This window comes from Aeromonas sp. ASNIH5, from assembly GCF_002902865.1.
Classification (GTDB): Bacteria; Pseudomonadota; Gammaproteobacteria; order Enterobacterales; family Aeromonadaceae; genus Aeromonas; species Aeromonas caviae.
Genome location: NZ_CP026122.1, coordinates 581585 through 602098 on the forward strand (window position 1 = coordinate 581585; position 20514 = coordinate 602098).

General features: G+C 60.1%; 16 protein-coding genes. 11 read left to right on the top strand and 5 right to left on the bottom strand.

Features of this window, described 5'->3' with window-relative positions:
- Positions 1 to 49 precede the first annotated feature (49 nt).
- From C2U30_RS02530 to ccoN, 5 genes are all read right to left on the bottom strand, one after another.
- Entirely contained in the window at positions 50 to 538 is a 489-nt protein-coding gene (locus tag C2U30_RS02530) for a FixH family protein (protein WP_045524884.1), read from the bottom strand.
- A 113-nt stretch (positions 539 to 651) separates the two neighbouring features.
- Entirely contained in the window at positions 652 to 1641 is a 990-nt protein-coding gene (gene ccoP, locus C2U30_RS02535; RefSeq protein ID WP_039040785.1) for a cytochrome-c oxidase, cbb3-type subunit III, read from the bottom strand.
- Complete coding sequence (locus tag C2U30_RS02540) at positions 1641 to 1820, bottom strand: CcoQ/FixQ family Cbb3-type cytochrome c oxidase assembly chaperone (protein WP_010674775.1); 180 nt, start codon at positions 1818 to 1820, stop codon at positions 1641 to 1643. The genes ccoP and C2U30_RS02540 overlap by 1 nt, the downstream gene beginning before the upstream one ends.
- Before the next feature lie 11 nt (positions 1821 to 1831).
- Complete coding sequence (gene ccoO / locus C2U30_RS02545) at positions 1832 to 2446, bottom strand: cytochrome-c oxidase, cbb3-type subunit II (protein WP_010674774.1); 615 nt, start codon at positions 2444 to 2446, stop codon at positions 1832 to 1834.
- Between the two features lie 18 nt (positions 2447 to 2464).
- Entirely contained in the window at positions 2465 to 3889 is a 1425-nt protein-coding gene (gene ccoN, locus C2U30_RS02550; RefSeq protein WP_103243111.1) for a cytochrome-c oxidase, cbb3-type subunit I, read from the bottom strand.
- A gap of 279 nt (positions 3890 to 4168) precedes the next feature.
- Here ccoN and C2U30_RS02555 point away from each other — a divergent pair, with 279 nt between their 5' ends.
- The 11 genes from C2U30_RS02555 to C2U30_RS02605 all read left to right on the top strand — a co-directional run bounded on the left by C2U30_RS02555 (position 4169) and on the right by C2U30_RS02605 (position 20509).
- Complete coding sequence (locus C2U30_RS02555; protein WP_103243112.1) at positions 4169 to 4627, top strand: hypothetical protein; 459 nt, start codon at positions 4169 to 4171, stop codon at positions 4625 to 4627.
- A gap of 108 nt (positions 4628 to 4735) precedes the next feature.
- Entirely contained in the window at positions 4736 to 5194 is a 459-nt protein-coding gene (locus C2U30_RS02560) for a GAF domain-containing protein (RefSeq protein ID WP_010674771.1), read from the top strand.
- 101 nt (positions 5195 to 5295) lie between these two features.
- The gene (gene proQ / locus C2U30_RS02565) at positions 5296 to 5940 is read left to right on the top strand and encodes an RNA chaperone ProQ (protein WP_103243113.1); all 645 of its coding nucleotides are present in this window, start codon (positions 5296 to 5298) and stop codon (positions 5938 to 5940) included.
- A gap of 8 nt (positions 5941 to 5948) precedes the next feature.
- Positions 5949 to 7964 (top strand): carboxy terminal-processing peptidase, encoded by a 2016-nt coding sequence (prc, locus tag C2U30_RS02570; protein WP_041211433.1) that lies wholly within the window; start codon positions 5949 to 5951, stop codon positions 7962 to 7964.
- A 129-nt stretch (positions 7965 to 8093) separates the two neighbouring features.
- The gene (gene pepN, locus C2U30_RS02575; protein WP_103243114.1) at positions 8094 to 10718 is read left to right on the top strand and encodes an aminopeptidase N; all 2625 of its coding nucleotides are present in this window, start codon (positions 8094 to 8096) and stop codon (positions 10716 to 10718) included.
- A 67-nt stretch (positions 10719 to 10785) separates the two neighbouring features.
- Positions 10786 to 11007: a DUF2835 family protein gene (locus C2U30_RS02580; protein WP_010674767.1), complete on the top strand. Its 222-nt coding sequence runs from the start codon at positions 10786 to 10788 to the stop codon at positions 11005 to 11007.
- A gap of 274 nt (positions 11008 to 11281) precedes the next feature.
- Positions 11282 to 16123 (top strand): NAD-glutamate dehydrogenase, encoded by a 4842-nt coding sequence (locus C2U30_RS02585; protein ID WP_103243115.1) that lies wholly within the window; start codon positions 11282 to 11284, stop codon positions 16121 to 16123.
- Positions 16124 to 16170: 47 nt separating this feature from the next.
- Entirely contained in the window at positions 16171 to 17181 is a 1011-nt protein-coding gene (gene pyrD / locus C2U30_RS02590; protein ID WP_043152728.1) for a quinone-dependent dihydroorotate dehydrogenase, read from the top strand.
- An 85-nt stretch (positions 17182 to 17266) separates the two neighbouring features.
- On the top strand, positions 17267 to 17803 hold the full coding sequence (locus tag C2U30_RS02595) for a cell division protein ZapC (protein ID WP_041215146.1): 537 nt from the start codon (positions 17267 to 17269) through the stop codon (positions 17801 to 17803).
- Between the two features lie 307 nt (positions 17804 to 18110).
- Positions 18111 to 20282, top strand: coding sequence for a bifunctional 23S rRNA (guanine(2069)-N(7))-methyltransferase RlmK/23S rRNA (guanine(2445)-N(2))-methyltransferase RlmL (gene rlmKL, locus C2U30_RS02600; RefSeq protein ID WP_045524878.1), 2172 nt, complete (start codon positions 18111 to 18113; stop codon positions 20280 to 20282).
- The gene (locus tag C2U30_RS02605) at positions 20282 to 20509 is read left to right on the top strand and encodes a glutaredoxin family protein (RefSeq protein ID WP_039040794.1); all 228 of its coding nucleotides are present in this window, start codon (positions 20282 to 20284) and stop codon (positions 20507 to 20509) included. Before rlmKL ends, C2U30_RS02605 begins: the two co-directional genes overlap by 1 nt.
- Positions 20510 to 20514: the final 5 nt, after the last annotated feature.

Genomic DNA, 20514 nt, shown 5'->3' on the forward strand with positions numbered 1-20514 from the left:
CGGGGAGAAGGGCGGCTGACCGGCGTGCCGATCACCCTGCCTTCGTGATTCAACGTCCCTTGGGATCGAGCTCAATCGCTGCCTGAGTCGGCAGTTGTGCCGTCTCCTGGAGGCGCCATTCATGGTTGAAGGCATCGACCCGCACGTGCCACTTGCCGGTGAGGGGCTTGTCCAGCATCAGGCGATAGACTCCCTTGCCATCGGCCGTCAGCAGATGTTCGCTGTCCAGGCCCGCCAACGTGGGATGAAACAGGGAGAGGTGCAGTGCCTGCCCGGGGGGGAAATCCCCGGACAGTGGATTTAACGTCAGCTCCTTGTCGCTGACATTGAGGGCGATACGGATGCCGAGCGCCTCGGCGCGATCGAACTTGCTGAGATCCTGGTTAATCTCCTTGCCCTGCTTGTAGTAGTCCTCCGCCACCAGGTTGACCCCATCCTTGCTGGCAATGATGGCGGTGGCGATGCTGCCTACCACGGCGGCGCAGGGGAGGGCGATGATGAACCAGGGCCAGAATTGGCGATACCAGGGTTGAGTCATGATGCTACCGAAACAAATGGTTAACGAAATGGCGGTAATTCAGCCAACACAAGATAACAAAAAGCCTCGAAGAGTCGAGGCTTTTTGCTGATTAATCACGTGCTTATCACATGTTACTGCTGATTTTGCCGATCGTTGTGGGACAAGCTGTAAACGTAGGAAGCGAGCAGATGTACCTTGTCTTCCCCCAGAATGTCCTTCCAGGCCGGCATCACGCCGTGGCGCCCGTGGGTGATGGTCTGTTCGACCACCTGACGGGAGCCGCCATAGAGCCAGATGTTGTTGGTGAGATCCGGTGCGCCGAAGGCGATGCCGCCCTTGGCATCCGGACCGTGGCAGGCGGCGCACATGGCAAAGCGTGCCTCCCCTTTCTTGGCTTCCACCAGATCAACCTTGCGACCGGAGAGGCTCAACACATAGGAGGCAACCTCCTTCACCCCGTCCTGACCCAGGATCTCGCCCCAGGCGGCCATGATCCCCTGACGACCGCCCATGATGGTGGTCTTGATCTGGTCGGGGGCGCCGCCCCACTGCCATTCGCTGTCGGTCAGGTTCGGGAAACCGCGACCACCGCGGGCATCGGAGCCATGACACTGGGAACAGTTTTGCAGGAACAAGCGCTGACCCACCTTCAGGGCTTCCGGATCCTTGGCGATCTCGGTGATCTCCTTGTAGCTCTTGCCGTCAGCCTGATAGGTCAGCTCGCGGAACTTGGCGCCGTAGATCTCGTCGGCCTTGGCGAGTTCCCGGTCGTATTCCACCGCGCGTCCTTCGGCCTTGGCAGACTCGGCCGCCGCCTTGGACTCGGCCAGGGAACGCACATCCTGGTTGGAGCTCTGCCAGCCCAGCAGACCCTTGAAGTTGCCAAGGCCCGGGAAGGCGAGCAGGTAGATGAGCCCGGTGACGATGAAGAAGAGGAACATATAGGACCACCACTTCGGCAGGGGATTGTTGATCTCCTCGATGCCGTCGAAGGTGTGACCCATGGGTTTGCCCTCTTCGGCCCCCATCTTGTCCTTCATGCACCAGGCCAGCAGCAGGAAGCAGCCGAGAATGGTGCCAAGGCTTATGACGGTCACAAAAATGCTAAACAGAGTGCTCATTATTGCTTCGCTCCTGCGTTCTTGTTATCAGCACTGGGTTGCTCGTCATCGGCAAAAACCAGGTTGGCGGCCTCGTCGAAAGAAGCCTTGCGGCGCTTGCTGTAGGCCCAGACGATGATGCCAATCATGATGACCATCAGCAGCAGGGTGTACAGGCCGCGAAATGTGCCGTAATCCATATCCCGACTCCTTATTTCAGGGCATGGCCCAGTGATTGCAGATAGGCGATCAGCGCATCCAGCTCGGTCTTGCCCTTGACGGCCTCACCGGCGCCAGCGATGTCGGCATCGGTATAGGGCACGCCGAAGTGATCCCGGAACAGAGCCAGCTTCTTGCCAGTCAACTCGCCGCTCAGCACATTGGTCTCGAGCCAGGGGAAGGCCGGCATGTTGGACTCGGGCACCACGTCACGCGGGTTGATGAGGTGGGCGCGATGCCAGTCATCGGAGTAGCGGCCGCCGACCCGGGCCAGATCCGGGCCGGTACGCTTGGAGCCCCACAGGAAGGGGTGCTCCCAGACGCTCTCGCCGGCAACCGAGTAGTGGCCGTAGCGTTCGGTCTCGGCGCGGAACGGGCGGATCATCTGGCTGTGGCAGACGGTGCAGCCTTCGCGGATGTAGATGTCGCGTCCTTCCATCTGCAGGGCGGTGTAGGGCTTGAGGCCCTCCACCGGCTCGTTGGTCTGCTTCTGGAAGAACAGGGGGGTGATTTCCACCAGGCCCCCCAGGCTGATGGCGAAGATGATGCCAATCACCAGCATGGGGACGCTTTTTTCAAAAATCTCGTGACGGTTGTTGTTGCTCATGCTTTAAACCCCTTCAAATCAGGCTGGCTGTGCGACGGGTTCCAGAGAACCCTTGGGCGCAGTGACGGTGCGATAGGCGTTGTAGGCCATCAGCAGCATGCCGGTGACGAAGAAGCAGCCACCCAGGAAGCGCACGAAGTAGAAGGGATAGGAAGCTTGCAGCGCCTCCACGAAGCTGTAGGTCAGGGTGCCGTCATCGTTGACCGCACGCCACATCAGGCCCTGCATCACACCGGAAATCCACATGGCGACGATATAGAGCACGGTGCCCACGGTGGCCAGCCAGAAGTGGACGTTGATGAGCTTGATGCTGTACATGCGCCCCTGCCCGAACAGGTTCGGGATCAGGTGGTAGACGGCACCGATGGACACCATGGCAACCCAGCCCAGGGCACCGGAGTGAACGTGACCGATAGTCCAGTCGGTGTAGTGGGAGAGGGCGTTGACGGTTTTGATCGCCATCATGGGGCCTTCGAAGGTCGACATGCCGTAGAACGACAGGGAGACGATCAGGAAGCGCAGAATGGGGTCATAACGCAGCTTGTGCCAGGCACCCGAGAGGGTCATGATGCCGTTGATCATGCCGCCCCAGGAGGGCACGAACAGGATAAGGGACATCACCATGCCTAGCGACTGGGCCCAGTCAGGCAGGGCGGTATAGTGCAGGTGGTGCGGACCGGCCCAGATATAGAGGGAGATCAGCGCCCAGAAGTGCACGATGGAGAGGCGGTAGGAGTAGACGGGGCGACCCGCCTGCTTGGGCACGAAATAGTACATCATGCCAAGGAAGCCCGCCGTCAGCAGGAAGCCCACCGCGTTGTGGCCATACCACCACTGCACCATGGCATCCATGGCACCGGAGTACATGGAGTAGGACTTCATGCCGGAGAGCGGCACTTCCATGTTGTTGACGATGTGCAGCACGGCAACCGTGATGATGAAGGCACCGAAGAACCAGTTCGCCACGTAGATGTGGGAGGTGGTGCGCTTGGCCAGGGTGCCGAAGAAGACGATGGCATAGCTCACCCAGACCACGGCGATGGCGATGTCGATGGGCCACTCCAGCTCGGCGTACTCTTTGGAGGTGGTGTACCCCAGCGGCAGCGAGATGGCTGCAGACAGAATGATCGCCTGCCAGCCCCAGAACACGAAGGAGGCGAGGGGACCACCAAACAGTCGGACCTGACAGGTGCGCTGCACCACGTAGAAGGAAGTGGCCATCAGGGCGCTGCAACCAAATGCGAAGATGACCGCATTGGTATGCAGGGGACGCAGACGGCTGTACGTCAGCCAGGGGGTGTCGAAGTTGAGGGCAGGCCAGATCAGCTGGGCTGCAATCAATACACCCACCGACATGCCGACGATACCCCAGACAATCGTCATGACGGTGAACTGGCGCACAACGGTATAGTTGTACTCAGGGTGGTTTGTTGTATGGCTCATCGTTGTATTCCGCTTCCGATGCTGTTGTTTGTGTTGCCCGATGTCCTGGGCCATTTTCACCCCGGTTTTGCAAAATCCTCTCGTTAACATCTGTTAATAAAAGGAAAAGCAAAAGGTGGTTAAATGAAAATCCATTGAGAATGATACTGAAATGACCGGTAAAATAACAGTACAAACAGTGATATATTTGGCTCCAGCGGGTCTCATGTCCGCCAGTTTTTACCTTGCGCCAGATCACGAAAATTACATTTTCAAAGTACCTTACAGAGCTGTTTTTTCATGAAAGAGAGACTCACTTCACGCAAAATCGTCCACCTGTCCATGGTGCTGGTCATTTTGCTCTCCCTGATGGCCTATCGAACCTGGTTTTCAGGCACAGGAAGCGACCATGCAGAGGGCACCAATGTTCAGATTTGTGATCTGTCCCACAGCCCCTGCCGCCTCATCGTCGGGGATCGCCCGCTGACGGTCAGCATCGATGGCTTGCCGATCCGCCCTGAACATGACTTTGTCCTGCGCCTTCAAGGGGGTGTGCCGGCCATCACGCCGGTCAAGGCCTGGCTCGAGGGCAAGGAGATGTTCATGGGGCTCATCCCCGTGCTGTTTGAACCCAGCCAAACGGGGTGGCGAGGGGTGACCCAGGTGGGAAGTTGTACGACCGAGGCGATGGACTGGCTCCTGACCATCGAGTGGAGCAATGGCCAGCGCCATCAACTGACGTTGGGCGCGGCACGTTGAACGGACTCTCATCGGGCCCCAGGAGGGGGGATAATTGAAAATTGATTTGAAATTTTCAGGCAGGACGGTACCTTGCATTGATTATCAAGGAGTGAAGTTCATTTAATCATGATTGAAAAACAAGCATTTTATCGCACGCTCAACCAGCAGGCCCAGGCATTGCTGGAGGGCGAACCCGACATGATCGCCACCCTGGCAAACCTGTCTGCCCTGCTCAATCAGGAACTGGCTGACATCAACTGGGTTGGTTTCTACCTGCTGCAGGGCGAGACCCTGGTGCTCGGCCCGTTCCAGGGCAAGCCAGCCTGTGTGCGCATCCCGGTCGGGCGCGGCGTCTGTGGCACTGCGGTTGCCGAGGGCAAGACCCAACTGGTGGACGACGTGCACCAGTTCGCGGGGCACATTGCGTGCGATGGTGCCAGCAACTCGGAAATCGTGATCCCGCTGCGCCGTGGCGGGGAGATCATCGGGGTGCTGGACATCGACAGTCCAATCTTTAACCGCTTTGACGAGCAGGACCGGATTGGCCTCGAAGAAACGGTGCAAATTTTGGAAAGCATGCTCTAAGTCATTGCTAGATGGTTCGCAAAAGGTCCCAAGCTCTCTATAATGGGGCCTTTGTTGTGTTCGGGCATGCCCGTGCGTCTATATGAAAGCCAAGGTTATACATGGAAAACACTGAAAAGCTGAAGAACAGTAAAGAGATCGTCGCCTACCTGGTCGAGAAATTCCCGGCCTGCTTCATCGCTGAAGGAGAGGCCAAGCCACTCAAGATTGGCATCTTCCAGGATCTGGCCGCGCGTCTTGCTGATGACGAGAGAGTCTCCAAGACCATGCTGCGCTCTGCTCTGCGTCAATACACCTCCAGCTGGCGTTACCTGCATGGCCTCAAGGCTGGCCAGGCCCGTGTCGATCTGGACGGCAACCCGGGCGAGCTGCTCACCGAAGAGCACATCGAGCATGCCAAACAGGCGCTCAAGGAGAGCAAGGAACGTGTCTTTGCCAGCCGCCGCACCAACACCAAGGAGAAGGAAGACAAGCCCAAGCAGCCGCGTCGCAACGCGCCGCGCAAGGCTGACGCTCCCCGCTCCGACAAGCCCAAGTCCGCCCCTGCTCCCAAGGCTGCACCGGTCGCCGATGCGCCGCTGGTGAAAGTGGATGCCGCTACCCTGAAAGTCGAGCAGGGCGTGCGCGTCGTGCTGGGCAAGTCCCCTGTGCCTGCGACCATCAAGGAAGTGAGCAAGGATGACGTACAGGTTCAATTGCAGACCGGCATGATGTTGCGGGTCAAGTTCGAGCATCTGGTTCTCTAAGGAGACGAATGTTGAAGCATGGCGTGATTCGTTTTTCACTCGTTGCCTGTAGCCTGGCGCTTGCCGGGCTCGCACAGGCCATCGAGCCGGTGCTCAAGGAAAGTGATTTGCCTGTGTTGGCTCAAGAGAGCCAACATGCTACGGCCAGCAAGCGAATTGCCAATCTGTTTACCCGCTCCCACTACAAACAGTTCAAGCTGGACGACGCCTTTTCCTCCGTGATCTTTGACAAGTATCTGGAGAATCTGGACTACAGCCGCAACCTGTTTCTGGCCTCTGACATCAGCCGTTTTGAGAAATATCGTACCGGTTTTGACACCGACCTCGAGCGAGGGCGACTGGCTCCGGCCTACGAGATGTTCAACCTGAGTCAGCAGCGGCGGTACGAGCGGTTCGAATACGCCCTCAAACTGCTCGACACTCCCTTCGATTTTACCCAGAAAGACAATTACGTCTTCGATCGGGAAGGGGCTCCCTGGCCCAAGGATGAAGCCGAGCTCAACGAGCTGTGGCGTCAGCGGGTCAAGTTCGATGCCCTGAGCCTCAAGCTCAGCGGCAAGGAGTGGCCCGAGATCAAGGAGCTGCTTGGCAAGCGTTACAACAACGCCATCAAGCGGATGTCCCAGACCGAGAGCGAGGACGTGTTCCAGCTCTTCATGAACTCCTTCGCCCGCGCCATCGAACCGCACACCAGCTATCTGTCTCCGCGCAGCGCCGATCGGTTCAACACCGAGATGAACCTCTCGCTGGAAGGGATTGGGGCCGTGCTGCAGGCGGAAGATGACTTCACCGTCATCCGCTCCCTGGTGCCAGGCGGCCCGGCGGCCAAGTCCAATCACCTGAAACCCGATGACAAGATCACCGGTGTGGGGCAGGACGACGGCAAGATTGTGGATGTCATTGGCTGGCGTCTTGACGACGTGGTCGAGCTCATCAAGGGGCCCAAGGGCAGCAAGGTGAAGCTGGAGATCCAGCGCGGCAAGGGCGCGACCGCCAAGACCGAGCTGGTGGAGCTGGTGCGTGACAAGGTGCGTCTGGAAGACAGAGCCGCCAAGTCCAAGGTGATCACCGCCGAGGGCAAGAAGATCGGCGTGCTCGAGATCCCGAGCTTCTACGTCAACCTGCACGACGACGTGATCAAGGAGATCTCCAGCCTCAACAAGCAGAAGATCGACGGCCTCATCGTCGATCTGCGCGGCAACGGCGGCGGTGCCCTGACGGAAGCCTCCGCCCTGAGCGGTCTATTCTTTGCCAGCGGCCCCGTGGTGCAGATCCGTGATCACATGGGTCGCATCACCGTCAATGGCGACGACGACGGCAATGTCTACTACGGTGGCCCCATGTCGGTGATGATCGACCGCTACAGCGCCTCGGCGTCCGAGATCTTCGCCGCCGCCATGCAGGACTATGGTCGTGCGCTGATCCTCGGCGAAAACTCGTTCGGCAAGGGGACGGTGCAGCAGCATCGCAGCCTCGCCAAGGTCTATGACTTCTACGAGCAGCCGCTGGGTCACGTGCAGTACACCATCGCCAAGTTCTACCGTATCGATGGCGGCAGCACCCAGAACAAAGGGGTTGCACCCGACATCGCCTTCCCGACCGCAGTGGCGCCGGGGGAGACGGGGGAGAGCCGCGAGTTCAACGCCTTGCCCTGGGACAAGATCGCCTCGGCCAGCTACGAGCGTCTGGGGGACTTCTCCAGCCTGTTGCCCAAGCTGAAAGCGGCCCACGAGGCACGGATCACCAAGGATCCGGAATTTGCCTATGTGCTGCAGGACATCAAGGAGTATCAGGCGGACAAGGACAAGAAGTCGGTCTCCCTGAACGAAGCCGAGCGGCTGGCTGAACAGGCCAAACAGGACGAGAAGGCGCTGGCGCGAGCCAACGAGCGGCTGACCCGTCTTGGCAAGCCGACGGTGAAGAGCCTGGATGAACTGCCGACCGATTTCGAGGCACCTGACGAATACCAGGTGGAGGCGGCCAACATCACGGCGGATCTGGCCACCCTCAGCAAGAAGAGCTGATGCTGGCAACGAAATGACAAGGGCGACTCGGGTCGCCCTTTCTTTTGCCTGAATGCAAACTATTTGACCCTGTCCGAGCCTTGTGACAGCCTCTGACACGTCAATAACAAAGCGTGGAAGCACACAATAATGACTGAACAACCTCAGGCCATGACGGCCAAATATCGCCAGGATTACCAGGCTCCCCTCTATTGGTGTGACAGCCTGGATCTCGATTTTCAGCTGCAAGAGCCCCTGACCCGGGTCACCGCCATCTCCCGTTTGCGTCGCAGCGGCGATCACAACGAACCCCTGGTGCTGGACGGCGAGGGGCTTGACCTTGTCAGCGTCAGTGTGGATGGCGTGCCCTATCAGCAATACGAGCAGGGAGAGAGCAGCCTGACCCTGTTCAACCTGCCGGCCGAGTGCGTGCTGACCGTGGTCACCGACATCGATCCCGCCGCCAACACGGCGCTGGAGGGGCTCTACAAATCCGGCGATGCCTATTGCACCCAGTGCGAGGCCGAGGGCTTTCGTCGTATCACCTATTACATGGACAGGCCGGACATCCTGGCCCGTTACAGTACCCGCATCACCGCCGACAAGGCCAAGTACCCCTATCTGCTCTCCAATGGCAACAAGGTCGCGAGCGGCGATCTGGACGACGGTCGCCACTTCGTGCAGTGGCAGGATCCCTTCCCCAAACCGAGTTACCTGTTTGCCCTGGTGGCCGGTGACTTCGATGTGGAACGCAACCACTTCATTACCAAAAGCGGCCGCCAGGTGGCGCTCGAGATCTTCGTGGACAAGGGCAACCTGGACCGCGCCGGTTTCGCCATGGAGAGCCTCATCAACTCCATGCGCTGGGACGAGCAGCGTTTCGGCCTCGAGTATGACCTCGACATCTACATGATCGTGGCGGTGGACTTCTTCAACATGGGGGCCATGGAGAACAAGGGGCTCAACATCTTCAACTCCAAGTTCGTGCTGGCCAACCCGGCCACTGCCACCGATGCGGACTACCACGGCATCGAGCGGGTGATCGGTCACGAATACTTCCACAACTGGACCGGCAACCGCGTCACCTGCCGCGACTGGTTCCAGTTAAGCCTCAAAGAGGGGCTGACGGTGTTCCGGGATCAGGAGTTCTCCTCCGATCTGGGGTCGCGCGGCGTCAACCGCATCAACAACGTGCGCACCGTGCGCGGTCCGCAGTTTGCCGAAGATGCCGGCCCCATGGCCCATCCCATCCGCCCGGATGTGGTGATCGAGATGAACAACTTCTACACCCTGACCGTCTACGAGAAGGGCTCTGAAGTGATCCGCATGATGCACACCCTGCTGGGGGAGGACGCCTTCCAGGCGGGCATGCGCCTCTACTTCGAGCGTCACGACGGCTCTGCCGCCACCTGCGACGACTTCGTGCAGGCGATGGAGGATGCCTCCGGGGTGGATCTCGCTCGCTTCCGCCGCTGGTACAGCCAGTCCGGCACCCCCGAGCTCACCGTGACCGACGAGTACGATGCCACGAGTGGTGTTTATCGTCTGCACGTGAGCCAGCACACCCCGCCGACCCAGGATCAGCCACAAAAGCTGCCGCTGCATATCCCCCTCGACATCGAGCTCTACGATGCGCAGGGTGCCGTCATCCCGCTGCAATATCAGGGCAAGGCCATCGGCAATGTGCTGGACGTGCTGGAAGCACAGCAGACTTTCGAATTCGATCGGGTGCCGGTCAGACCGGTACCCTCCCTGCTGCGGGACTTCTCCGCCCCGGTCAAGTTGCACTATGACTACAGCGACGAGGCCCTGGCCTTCCTGATGCGCCATGCCCGCAACGAGTTTGCCCGCTGGGATGCGGCGCAGATGCTGATCAACAAGGCGGTGATCGACGGGGTGGCGCGGGTGCAGCACGGGCAGGGGGTTGAACTCTCCCACACCCTGCTGGCGGCCTTTGTCGCCATTCTGGACGAGGCTGCGCTGGATCCCGCCCTCAAGGCAGAGATCCTGGCCCTGCCGGGAGAGGCGCCCCTGGCCGAGCTGTTCGAGGTGGCCGACATCGACGCCATCCACCAGGTGCGCAACGGGATCCAGGCCGCACTGGCCCACGCCTTCGGCGACCGCCTGCTGGCGTGCTACGAGAGCCTGCGCCTGCCGGCTTATCAGGTGGTCCATGCCGACATGGCCAAGCGGGCCCTCAAGGGCGTGGTGCTGGGTTATCTGGCGGCGCTGGATGCCGCGAAGGCCGATACCCTGGTGCGCGAGCAGTACGGGGCCGCCGACAACATGACCGACACCCTGGCGGCACTCCAGGTGGCCAACAGCCATCTGCTGCCGTGCCGCGCTGCGCTCTTGGCCGACTTCGAAGGCAAGTGGGCCCATGATGGCCTGGTACTGGACAACTGGCTGCGGCTGGTGGGCGCCAAGCCGGCCAAGGATGTGCTCGATGACGTGAAGCAGGCGATGGCGCACCCGACCTTCAGCATCCGCAACCCGAACCGGCTGCGGGCGCTCATCGGCAGCTTCGCCATGAACAACCAGGTGCAGTTCCACGCCGCCGATGGCAGCGGCTATCGCTTCCTGACCGATCTCTTGATCGAGCTCAACGAGGTCAATCCCCAGGTGGCGTCCCGCCTCATCACCCCGCTTATCCAGTTCAAGCGGCTCGATGAGGGGCGCAAGGCGCTGGTTCGCGCCGAGCTGACCCGCCTGGCCAACCTGGACGGGCTGGCGCGGGATCTGTTCGAGAAGGTGAGCAAGGCGCTGGCACAGTAAGCGTCACGACGGCGGGCAGGGGAGTCTGGCTCTCCTGCCCGTTTTTCATGGATGACCAGGAGGTGACATGAGGCAATACACTTTTCGGCTCTCCCTTGGCCGCGACGAGATCATGTTGATGTACCAGGGGCAGGTGAACCGCCTGGTGGTACGTACCGAGCAGGGTCTGACCCTGGAGCTGGGGTTGGAGAAAATCCGGCGTTTTGTGTCGGAGAGCGGCGTTCACGGCTACTTTCGACTGAAAACCCAGGATGATCATCGCTTCATTTCCCTGGAACGCATAAATTAACAAAACTTGAACATCAATCCGGGTAAATATCTGCTTTAAGTCACTATCTATCCGGTAAATGGCGCGGCATCCAGTGCGATTTTCTGAATTTTGCCAACTTGGCAAAATTTATCACAACCCAAGCCGTGATCTGCCCCTTGTTTTTAACATCCCGTTATCACCTTTGCTCGCCTTCCTTGATCCAAGCCATTACACTTCGCTGCAACTCTGTACCGGTGGGCATCCTGGGTGGATGTCGCCGTGTCTGTGATGTCGTCCGATAAGGAAACTAGCAATGGCATTGAAAGACGCCCCTACCTCCGTTCTGCTCGAAAACGTTCTCAGTCTGATCCACCAGAAATTGCCGAAAAACAGTGCCTCCCTGGTCGAATGTTTCGTTGCCAAGTTCTACGGCAACATGGCCAGCACTGATCTGCATGACCGCAATGACAGCGATCTCTATGGCGCCGCCCTCAGTCTGTGGAATGCCCTCAACCACCGTACCGGCATCGAGCCCTATATCCGGGTCTACAACCCCGAGCTGACCCGCCACGGATGGCAGTCTCCCCATACCATCGTCGAGATCATCCTGCAGGATTCCCCCTTCCTGGTGGACTCCATCCGCATGGCGCTCAAGCGTCTCAATATCACCGCACACATGATGCTGCACCAGCCGCTGCACCTGATCCGCGGCGAAGGCGGCAAGATTGGCGCCATCCTGGATCTGGACAACACCGCAGAGCAGACCTCGGTGGAAACCGCCTTCCTCATCGAAATCGATCACCTGACCGGTGAAGAGGAGATGGACGCCCTGACTGCCGAGCTCAACTCGGTGGCGCGGGAAGTGGCCCTGGCGGTGGGAGACTGGCAGCCCATGCTGGCGCGCCTGAACGAGATCATCGAGGAGCTGCCCAAACGCAAGAACCCGGTCAGCCAGGCCGAGGTGGACTCCTGCGTCGCCTTCCTCAAATGGGTGGCCGCCCACAACTTCACCCTGATGGGTTATCGTCGCTACGACGTCAAGGCGGTGGAGGGGGATCACGAGATCCTGCCGCAGCCCGAGTCCAGCCTGGGGCTGATGAAGAACTCCATCAAGGACGAAGGCCAGCGCCTCGGCACCATGCCCGCCAGCGCCCGTCACGCGGCCCTCAGTTCCGACTTGCTGATCCTCACCAAGTCCAACAGCAAGTCCCGGGTGCATCGTCCGGCCTATGTGGACTACATCGGCATCAAGCGTTTCGACGAGCACGGCAAGGTGGTGGGAGAGGATCGCTTCATCGGCCTGTATGCCTCCTCCATCTACAACACCAGTGCGACCCAGATCCCCCTCATCAGCCACCGCCTCGAGCGCATCATGGCCGCCTCCGGCTTTGAATCGGGCTCCCATGCCTACAAGGCGCTGCTGAACGTACTGGAAACCTACCCGCGCGACGAGCTGATCCAGGCCCGTGAAGAGGAGCTGCTGGCCACCGGTCTCGGGGTGCTGGAGATGCAGGAGCGGGACATGCTGCGCCTGTTCGTGCGCCGCGATGTCTACGGCCGCTTCTTCTCCTGCATGGTCTATGTCACCAAGGAGCGCTACAACACGGCGCTGCGGGTCAAGACCCAGCAGATTTTGCAGAAATATTTTGGCAGCAGCATCGATGTGGAGTTCAACGTCTACTTCACCGAGGGCGTGCTGGCACGGACCCACTACATAGTGCGGGTCAACAACAACAACGTGGATGTGGATGTGAACGAAGTACAGAACAACCTGATTGAAGCGGCCCGCAGCTGGGATGACCGCCTGGATTCCGTGCTGCTTTCCCACTATGGCGAGGCCCGCGGCAACGAGCTGCGCCGCCGTTTCAGCACCGCCTTCCCCCGCGCCTACAAGGAAGATGTGCTGCCGGGCTCTGCCGTCGCGGACATCATGGCCCTGGATGGATTGAGCGAGGCCGAGCCGCTTGGCATGCTGTTCTACCGCGCCCAGGAGGAGGAGAACGATCGCCGGGTACGCCTCAAGCTGTTCCACCGAAGCGAACCCATCCACCTCTCAGACGTCCTGCCCATGCTCGAAAACATGGGGCTGCGTGTCATCGGCGAGACCCCGTATCAGGTACGGACCCCCACTGGCGAGGTGTTCTGGATCCTCGATTTCTCCATGCTGCTGCGCGGTGAGCAACCGTTCGATCTGGAGCAGAGCCAGCAGCGCTTCCAGCAGGCTTTCGCCGCCATCTGGAACAAGACCCTGGAAGATGACGGCTTCAACCGTCTGGTGCTGGGGGCCGGCCTCACCGGTCGTCAGGTATCCGTGCTGCGGGCCTATGCCAAATACATGCGCCAGACCGGCGTCTCCTTCAGCCAGTCCTACATCGAGGAGACCCTGACCCGTTATCCGGACATCGCCCAACTGCTGTTCACTCTGTTCGAACAGCGCCTGGATCCGGCCATCAAGCAGGATGCCAAGGCGCAGGCCAAGCTGCACGAGGAGCTTGCGGCCAAGCTGGATCAGGTCGCCAACCTGGATGACGATCGCATCATTCGCCGCTATGTGGAGATGATCGACGCCACCCTGCGCACCAACTACTACCAGCTGGACAAGGCGGGCAACATCAAGCCCTACATCTCCTTCAAGCTGGCCCCCTCCAGCATCACCGACATGCCGCTGCCGCTGCCGAAGTTCGAGATCTTCGTCTACTCCCCGCGAGTGGAAGGGGTACACCTGCGTTGGGGCAAGGTGGCCCGTGGCGGCCTGCGCTGGTCCGATCGCAAGGAGGACTTCCGCACCGAAGTGCTGGGTCTGGTAAAAGCCCAGCAGGTGAAGAACACCGTCATCGTGCCGGTGGGCGCCAAGGGCGGCTTCTATTGCAAGCAGATGCCGGCAGGCGCCCCCCGTGCCGTCATCCAGGAGGAGGGCAAGGCCTGCTACCGTCTGTTCATCCGCGGCCTGCTCGATGTGACCGACAACATCATTGGCGGCGAGGTGATCCCGCCAAAATCCGTGGTGCGTCACGACGAGGATGACTACTACCTGGTCGTGGCGGCCGACAAGGGCACTGCCACCTTCTCCGACATCGCCAACGAGATAAGCCTCGAATACGGCCACTGGCTCGGCGATGCGTTCGCCTCCGGCGGCTCGGTCGGCTATGACCACAAGAAGATGGGCATCACCGCCCGCGGCGCCTGGGAATCGGTCAAGCGCCACTTCCGTGAGATTGGCATCAACTGCCAGACCACCGACTTCACCTGCGTGGGGATAGGTGACATGGCCGGCGACGTGTTCGGCAACGGCATGCTGCTCTCCGAGCACATCCAGCTGGTGGGCGCCTTCAACCACATGCACATCTTCGTCGACCCGACCCCGGATGCGGCCGGGAGCTTCGTCGAGCGCAAGCGCCTGTTCGAGCTGCCCGGCTCCAGCTGGGATGACTACAACCGTGAGCTCATCTCCAAGGGGGGCGGCATCTTCCTGCGCTCTGCCAAGTCCATCAAGCTGAGCCCGGAAATGCAGACCCTGCTCGGCACCGACAAGAGCGGCATGGCCCCGAACGAGCTGATCAAGGCGCTGCTCTGCCTGAACGTCGACCTGCTCTGGAACGGCGGCATCGGCACCTATGTGAAGAGCGCCCGCGAGAGCGACGCCGATGTCGGGGATCGCAGCAACGACGTGCTGCGGGTCAATGGTCGTGACCTGCGTGCCCGCATCGTGGGCGAGGGTGGCAATCTTGGCTTCACCCAGCTTGGCCGGGTGGAGTACGCGAGCCAGGGTGGTCGCATCAACACCGACTTCACCGACAACGTGGGCGGGGTGGATTGCTCCGACAACGAGGTCAACATCAAGATCCTGCTCAACCAATTGGTGGCCGCCGGGGATCTGACTCTCAAGCAGCGTAACCAGATGCTCTACGAGATGACGGATGCGGTGGCCCAGGTGGTCATCACCAACGCCTACCGCCAGTCACAATCCATCTCGGTGACCGCCTTCCGTGGTGCTGAGCAGCTGAAAGAGCAGCAGCGCTTCATCCAGGGGCTGGAGCGGGAAGGCAAGCTGGACCGGGCGCTCGAGTTCCTCCCCTCCGACGAGGAGCTCTCCGAGCGGATGGCGGCAGGGCAGGGGCTGACCCGACCCGAGCTGGCGGTGCTGGTGGCTTACGGCAAGATGGTGCTCAAAGAGCAGCTCAACTGCCCGGAAGTGACCGAAGAGCCCTTCCTCGCCAACATGCTGGTCACCAGCTTCCCGACCCAGTTGCAGCAGCAATTTGGCGCTGCCCTGGCCCAGCACCCGCTGCGAGGCGAGATCATCGCGACCCGGGTGGCCAACATGCTGGTCAACGACATGGGGCTCAACTTCGCCAGCCGGATGAAGGACGAGACCGGTGCCTCGGTGGCGGAAGTGGCCTGCTGCTTCGCCATGGCCCGGGAAGTGTTCGGCCTCGGCGCCCTGTGGCGTGACATCGAAGGGTGTGACAACGGGGTGGATGCCCAGACCCAGCTCGAGCTGATGTTCTACAGCCGCCGCATCGTACGCCGCGCCACCCGCTGGTTCCTGCGCGCCCGCAACCGCAGCTGGAGCATCGGCGAGAACATCGCCTTCTTCCGCCCGGCCTTCGAGACCCTGAGTCAGCACCTTTACGAGGTAATGGACGAAAGCGAAGTGGCCGAACACAGCCAGGCGGTCGCCGCCCTGGTGGAGAAACAGGTGCCGGAGGCCATCGCCCGTCGCGTGGCCCACATGAGCAGCCTCTTCTCCTGCCTGGATCTGGCGCAGATTGCCGCGGAGCACAAGACCGACATCCTGCGGGTTGCCAACGTCTACTACCGCCTGGGTGCCAAGCTGGATCTGCATTGGTTCCTCGAACAGATCAACCATCAGCCGGTGGGCAACCACTGGCAGGCGATGGCGCGGGCCTCCTTCCGCGAAGATCTGGACTGGCAGCAACGCAGCCTCACCTCCGTGGTACTGGAAGGGTGCAAAGAGCAGGGGGAATGCGCTACCATACTGGCCGACTGGATTTCGGAGCATGAGCAACTCTTGTCCCGTTGGACCCACATGTTGGCCGACTTCAAGACCACGAGCACGCACGAGTTCGCCAAGTTCTCGGTGGCCTTGCGAGAGTTGAACCTGCTCCAGTTGAATTGCCGAACCTCGGCATAACCCCAAAAGCCCCGGCCAGTTGCCGGGGCTTTTTTTAAGGAGCAAGCATGCTGTACCCACTCGCCAGGCATTTCCTGTTCAAACTCAATCCGGAGCAGGCTCACGATCTCTCCATCAAATATTTGCCCCGCCTTCTCGGTACCCCGCTTGATTGTTTCTTCCGCCACTCTCTGCCCAAACGCCCCGTCACCGTCATGGGGCTTAATTTTGCCAATCCGGTGGGGTTGGCCGCCGGTCTGGATAAAGACGGGGAGTGCATCGATGCCTTCGGCGCCATGGGGTTCGGTTTCATCGAGGTCGGTACCGTGACCCCCAGACCCCAGAGCGGCAATGACAAGCCTCGTCTCTTCCGGGTGATCCCGGCCGAAGGGATCATCAATCGCATGGGATTCAACAACAAGGGAGTCGATCACCTGGTGGCCAAGGTGAAAGAGGCCAAATATCAGGGGGTGATCGGCATCAATATCGGCAAGAACAAGGACACCCCCATCGAGCAGGGCAAGGATGATTACCTTCTCTGCATGGACAAGGTGTATGACCATGCCGGTTATATTGCGGTCAATATTTCCTCACCAAACACCCCGGGTCTGCGTCAATTGCAATATGGCGATGCACTGGATGAACTGCTGGCCGCATTGAAACAGCGTCAACAGGAGCTGGCCGAGAAATATAAAAAGTATGTGCCGCTGGCCGTGAAAATTGCCCCGGATCTGTCACTCGATGAAATAGATCAGGTAGCCGCCTCTTTGATCAAGAACCGTATTGATGGTGTCATCGCCACCAATACCACTCTGGAGCGGGAGATGATATATGACATGCCCCATGCCGCAGAGGCTGGCGGGCTTAGCGGTCGTCCGCTCCAGCACAAGAGCACCGAGGTGATCCGCCACCTGGCCAAGGCCCTCGACGGCGCCCTGCCCATTATCGGTGTGGGTGGTATCGACAGCGCCATGGCGGCTCGGGAAAAACTGGCGGCGGGTGCCAGTCTTGTCCAGATTTACAGCGGCTTTATTTATAAAGGGCCGAGTCTGGTCAAAGATATCGTTACCCATATTTAAAAAATAACCGGTTGCCCTTATTTAACGTTGCTCAAATTCTCGACATGGAATAAAGTCGAGGGACGGCTTAGATAAGGGCACCACCATGTGTATTCAACCCAATGACAATTGGCAGTGGCATTATGACGCTCAGGATGATCGCCTGATGCTGGATTTGTCCGATCGCATGATATTTGCCACCGAATATAAAGGTCGGCAACTTGTTCCCTGTTCTTTCACCACCCAGCCTTTTTGCGTGGATGATGCCGCCCTCTATTACCAGTTGATGGACAAGGCCGCTGAACTCGACTGGAGTACGCCCCACCAGGTCCAGCTGGTCCTCAATGCCATCGCCGTCAGCCGTTTTTATAAACCCCTGATGCCGCAAAGCTGGTTCTTTCATGAACAGCAGGCTCATGTTTTTCCGGATATGGGATCCCTGGTATGGATGGATACGCCCCACGGTCGGGGGGAATTCATGGTCATCGAAGCCGGCGATCAGGCGAGCGTGTGCCTGAACCTGACCGACGAGCTGGTGCTGACCAACAGCAAGACGCTGCCGCGCTTTGCCGTGATCAAGGTGATGAATAACCGGATGCAAGCCAGAGTCCGGGCACAGACACAATATCGGGAAGTGGGCTGACGACGGGGCCGTTATATGGCGACGAATAAGTCCGTTATAGGCCTGCTATATTGGTCTGATATTTAAGCGCTCAGTCTCTCTCTTGTTCCATTATTTGTCTGTTTACTTCGTCGGGTCGTCACGACCGTTTTCTGCCCGGTCCGGGCAAGATTTTCGAATTCTTTACGAATGTGATGGTAGACAGCTGCCAGCCAGGAGCGGGATCCTGTCCCCCGCAAGGGAGAGGGGAGCGTTTGCCGCGCCTCTTGCCGTTTATATGGCGCCTTTGTCCAAGGTTCGAGTGCCGAGCGCGGGCCGATAAGGTATAATGCGGCACTATTTTTATGGCATCCCCGTGAGCGTGATGAAAGAATTTTTTGCAACCTGCCCCAAGGGGCTGGAAAACCTGCTGGCCGTCGAGCTGACCAATCTGGGTGCGGAGCAGGTCCGTGAGACCGTGGCCGGCGTCCACTTCAAGGGCGAACTGGCCATCGGCTACAAGGCCTGTCTGTGGAGCCGCTTTGCCTCCCGTATCGTGCTGGTGCTCTCCGAGTTCCAGATGAACGACGATCTGGACCTCTACCTCGGGGCCCATACCATTCCCTGGGAGGAGCACTTCTCCGGTACCGCCACCATCGCGGTGGACTTTACCGGTACCAACGCCTCCATTCGCAATACCCAGTACGGCGCCCTGAAGATCAAGGATGCCATCGTCGATCGCTTCACCAAGCGCGGTCACGTGCGCCCGGATGTGGACAAGAAGTCCCCGGACATTCGCATCATGGCGCACCTTGGCAAAGGCAAGGCCAATATCACGCTGGACTTGTCAGGCCCGGCGCTGCACCAGCGCTTCTATCGCCAGGGCACCGGCGAGGCGCCCCTCAAAGAGAACCTGGCTGCGGCCATGATTGCCCGCAGCGGCTGGGCCGGCGAGCCCATGATGGACCCCATGTGCGGCTCCGGTACCCTGCTGATTGAAGCGGCCTTCATCGCTGCCGACATGGCGCCTGCGCTGCGCCGCGAGCGCTTCGGTTTCGATCGCTGGCTGCAACACGATGGTGAACTGTGGCAGAGCCTGATGATGGAAGCCCAGGTGCGAGCCAAGCGCGGCATGCAGCGCTGCGAGGTGAAGCTGTTCGGTTGCGATGCGGATACCCGGGTCCTGATGAAGGCTCGTGACAACGCCAAGGCCGCCGGCGTGGCCCATCTCATCACCTTCAAGCAGGCCGATGTCACCAAGCTGGAAAACCCGCTGCCGATGCCGGCTGTGGAAGGGGAGAGTCGTCAGGTCGGCATGCTCATCTCCAACCCGCCCTATGGCGAGCGTCTTGGGGAGTTCCCGGCCCTGCTGGAAGTGCATCAGGCCCTTGGCGATGCCCTGCGCCGCAGCTTCCAGGGATGGAAGGTCACCATTCTCTCCGCCTCTCCCGAACTCCTGAGCTGCCTGCGCCTGCGTGCCGACAAGCAGTATCGCCTGTTCAACGGCGCCCTCGAGTGTCAACTGCGCAACTACCAGATCGCCCTCGATGCCGTCGCTTCCCAGAAAGAGGTGGCCCAGGACTTTGCCAACCGTCTGCGCAAGAATCTGAAGACCCTCGAGAAATGGGCGAGCAAGGAGAACCTCGATTGCTACCGCCTCTATGACGCGGACTTGCCGGAGTACAACGCCGCCATCGACCGCTATCAGGATTATCTGGTGGTGCAGGAGTACGCTGCGCCCAAGGACATCCCCGCCCAGAAGACCCGCCAGCGTCTGCTGGACATGGTGCAGGCCGCCATCAAGGTGACCGGCATGGACGGCGAGAAGGTGATCCTGAAGGTGCGCGAGCGCCAGGAAGGCAAACAGCAGTACCAGAAGCTCTCCGAAGAGCAGCACCGGATGGAGGTGCAGGAGTACGGTGCACGCCTCTGGGTCAACCTCTACGACTATCTGGACACCGGCCTCTTCCTCGACCACCGCCAGACCCGCCGCATGTTGGGCCAGATGGCTCGGGGCAAGCGCTTCCTGAACCTCTTTGCCTACACCGGCAGTGCCACCGTGCACGCGGGGCTCGGCGGCGCCCGCGAAACCACCACGGTGGACATGTCGCGCACCTACCTCAACTGGGCCCAGGACAACATGCGCCTCAACTCGCTGGTGGGCCGCGAGCACAAGTTCGTGCAGGCGGATTGTCTGAAGTGGTTGTCGGAAGCCGACGAGCAGTACGACCTCATCTTCATCGATCCGCCCACCTTCTCCAACTCCAAGCGGATGGACGAGAGCTTCGACGTGCAGCGGGATCACCTGCTGTTGATGCAGCACCTCAAGCGCCTGCTCGCGGCGGACGGCACCCTGGTGTTCTCCAACAACAAGCGCCACTTCAAGATGGACTTGGCCGGCCTTGACGCCATCGGTCTCAAGGCGCAGAACATCACGAACAAGACCCGGCCCAAGGACTTCGAGCGCAACCAGCATATCCACAACTGCTGGATCATCACCCACGCCGAGGCACAAGGCTGATGCTGACCCTGTTTCACACCGACGGCTGCCACCTGTGCGAACAGGCGTGGGCGCTGGTGGAACAGGCCGGGATGGCCGCGCAGACCCGCCGCTGCGACATCCTGGAGGAGGAGGCCTGGCTCGAGGCTTACCGGGTGCGCATCCCGGTGCTGCAAGACAGTGCCGGCCGGGAGCTGGGCTGGCCTTTCACCCTGGGAGAGCTGCAAGGCTGGCTGGCACAGGGGTGAGCAGG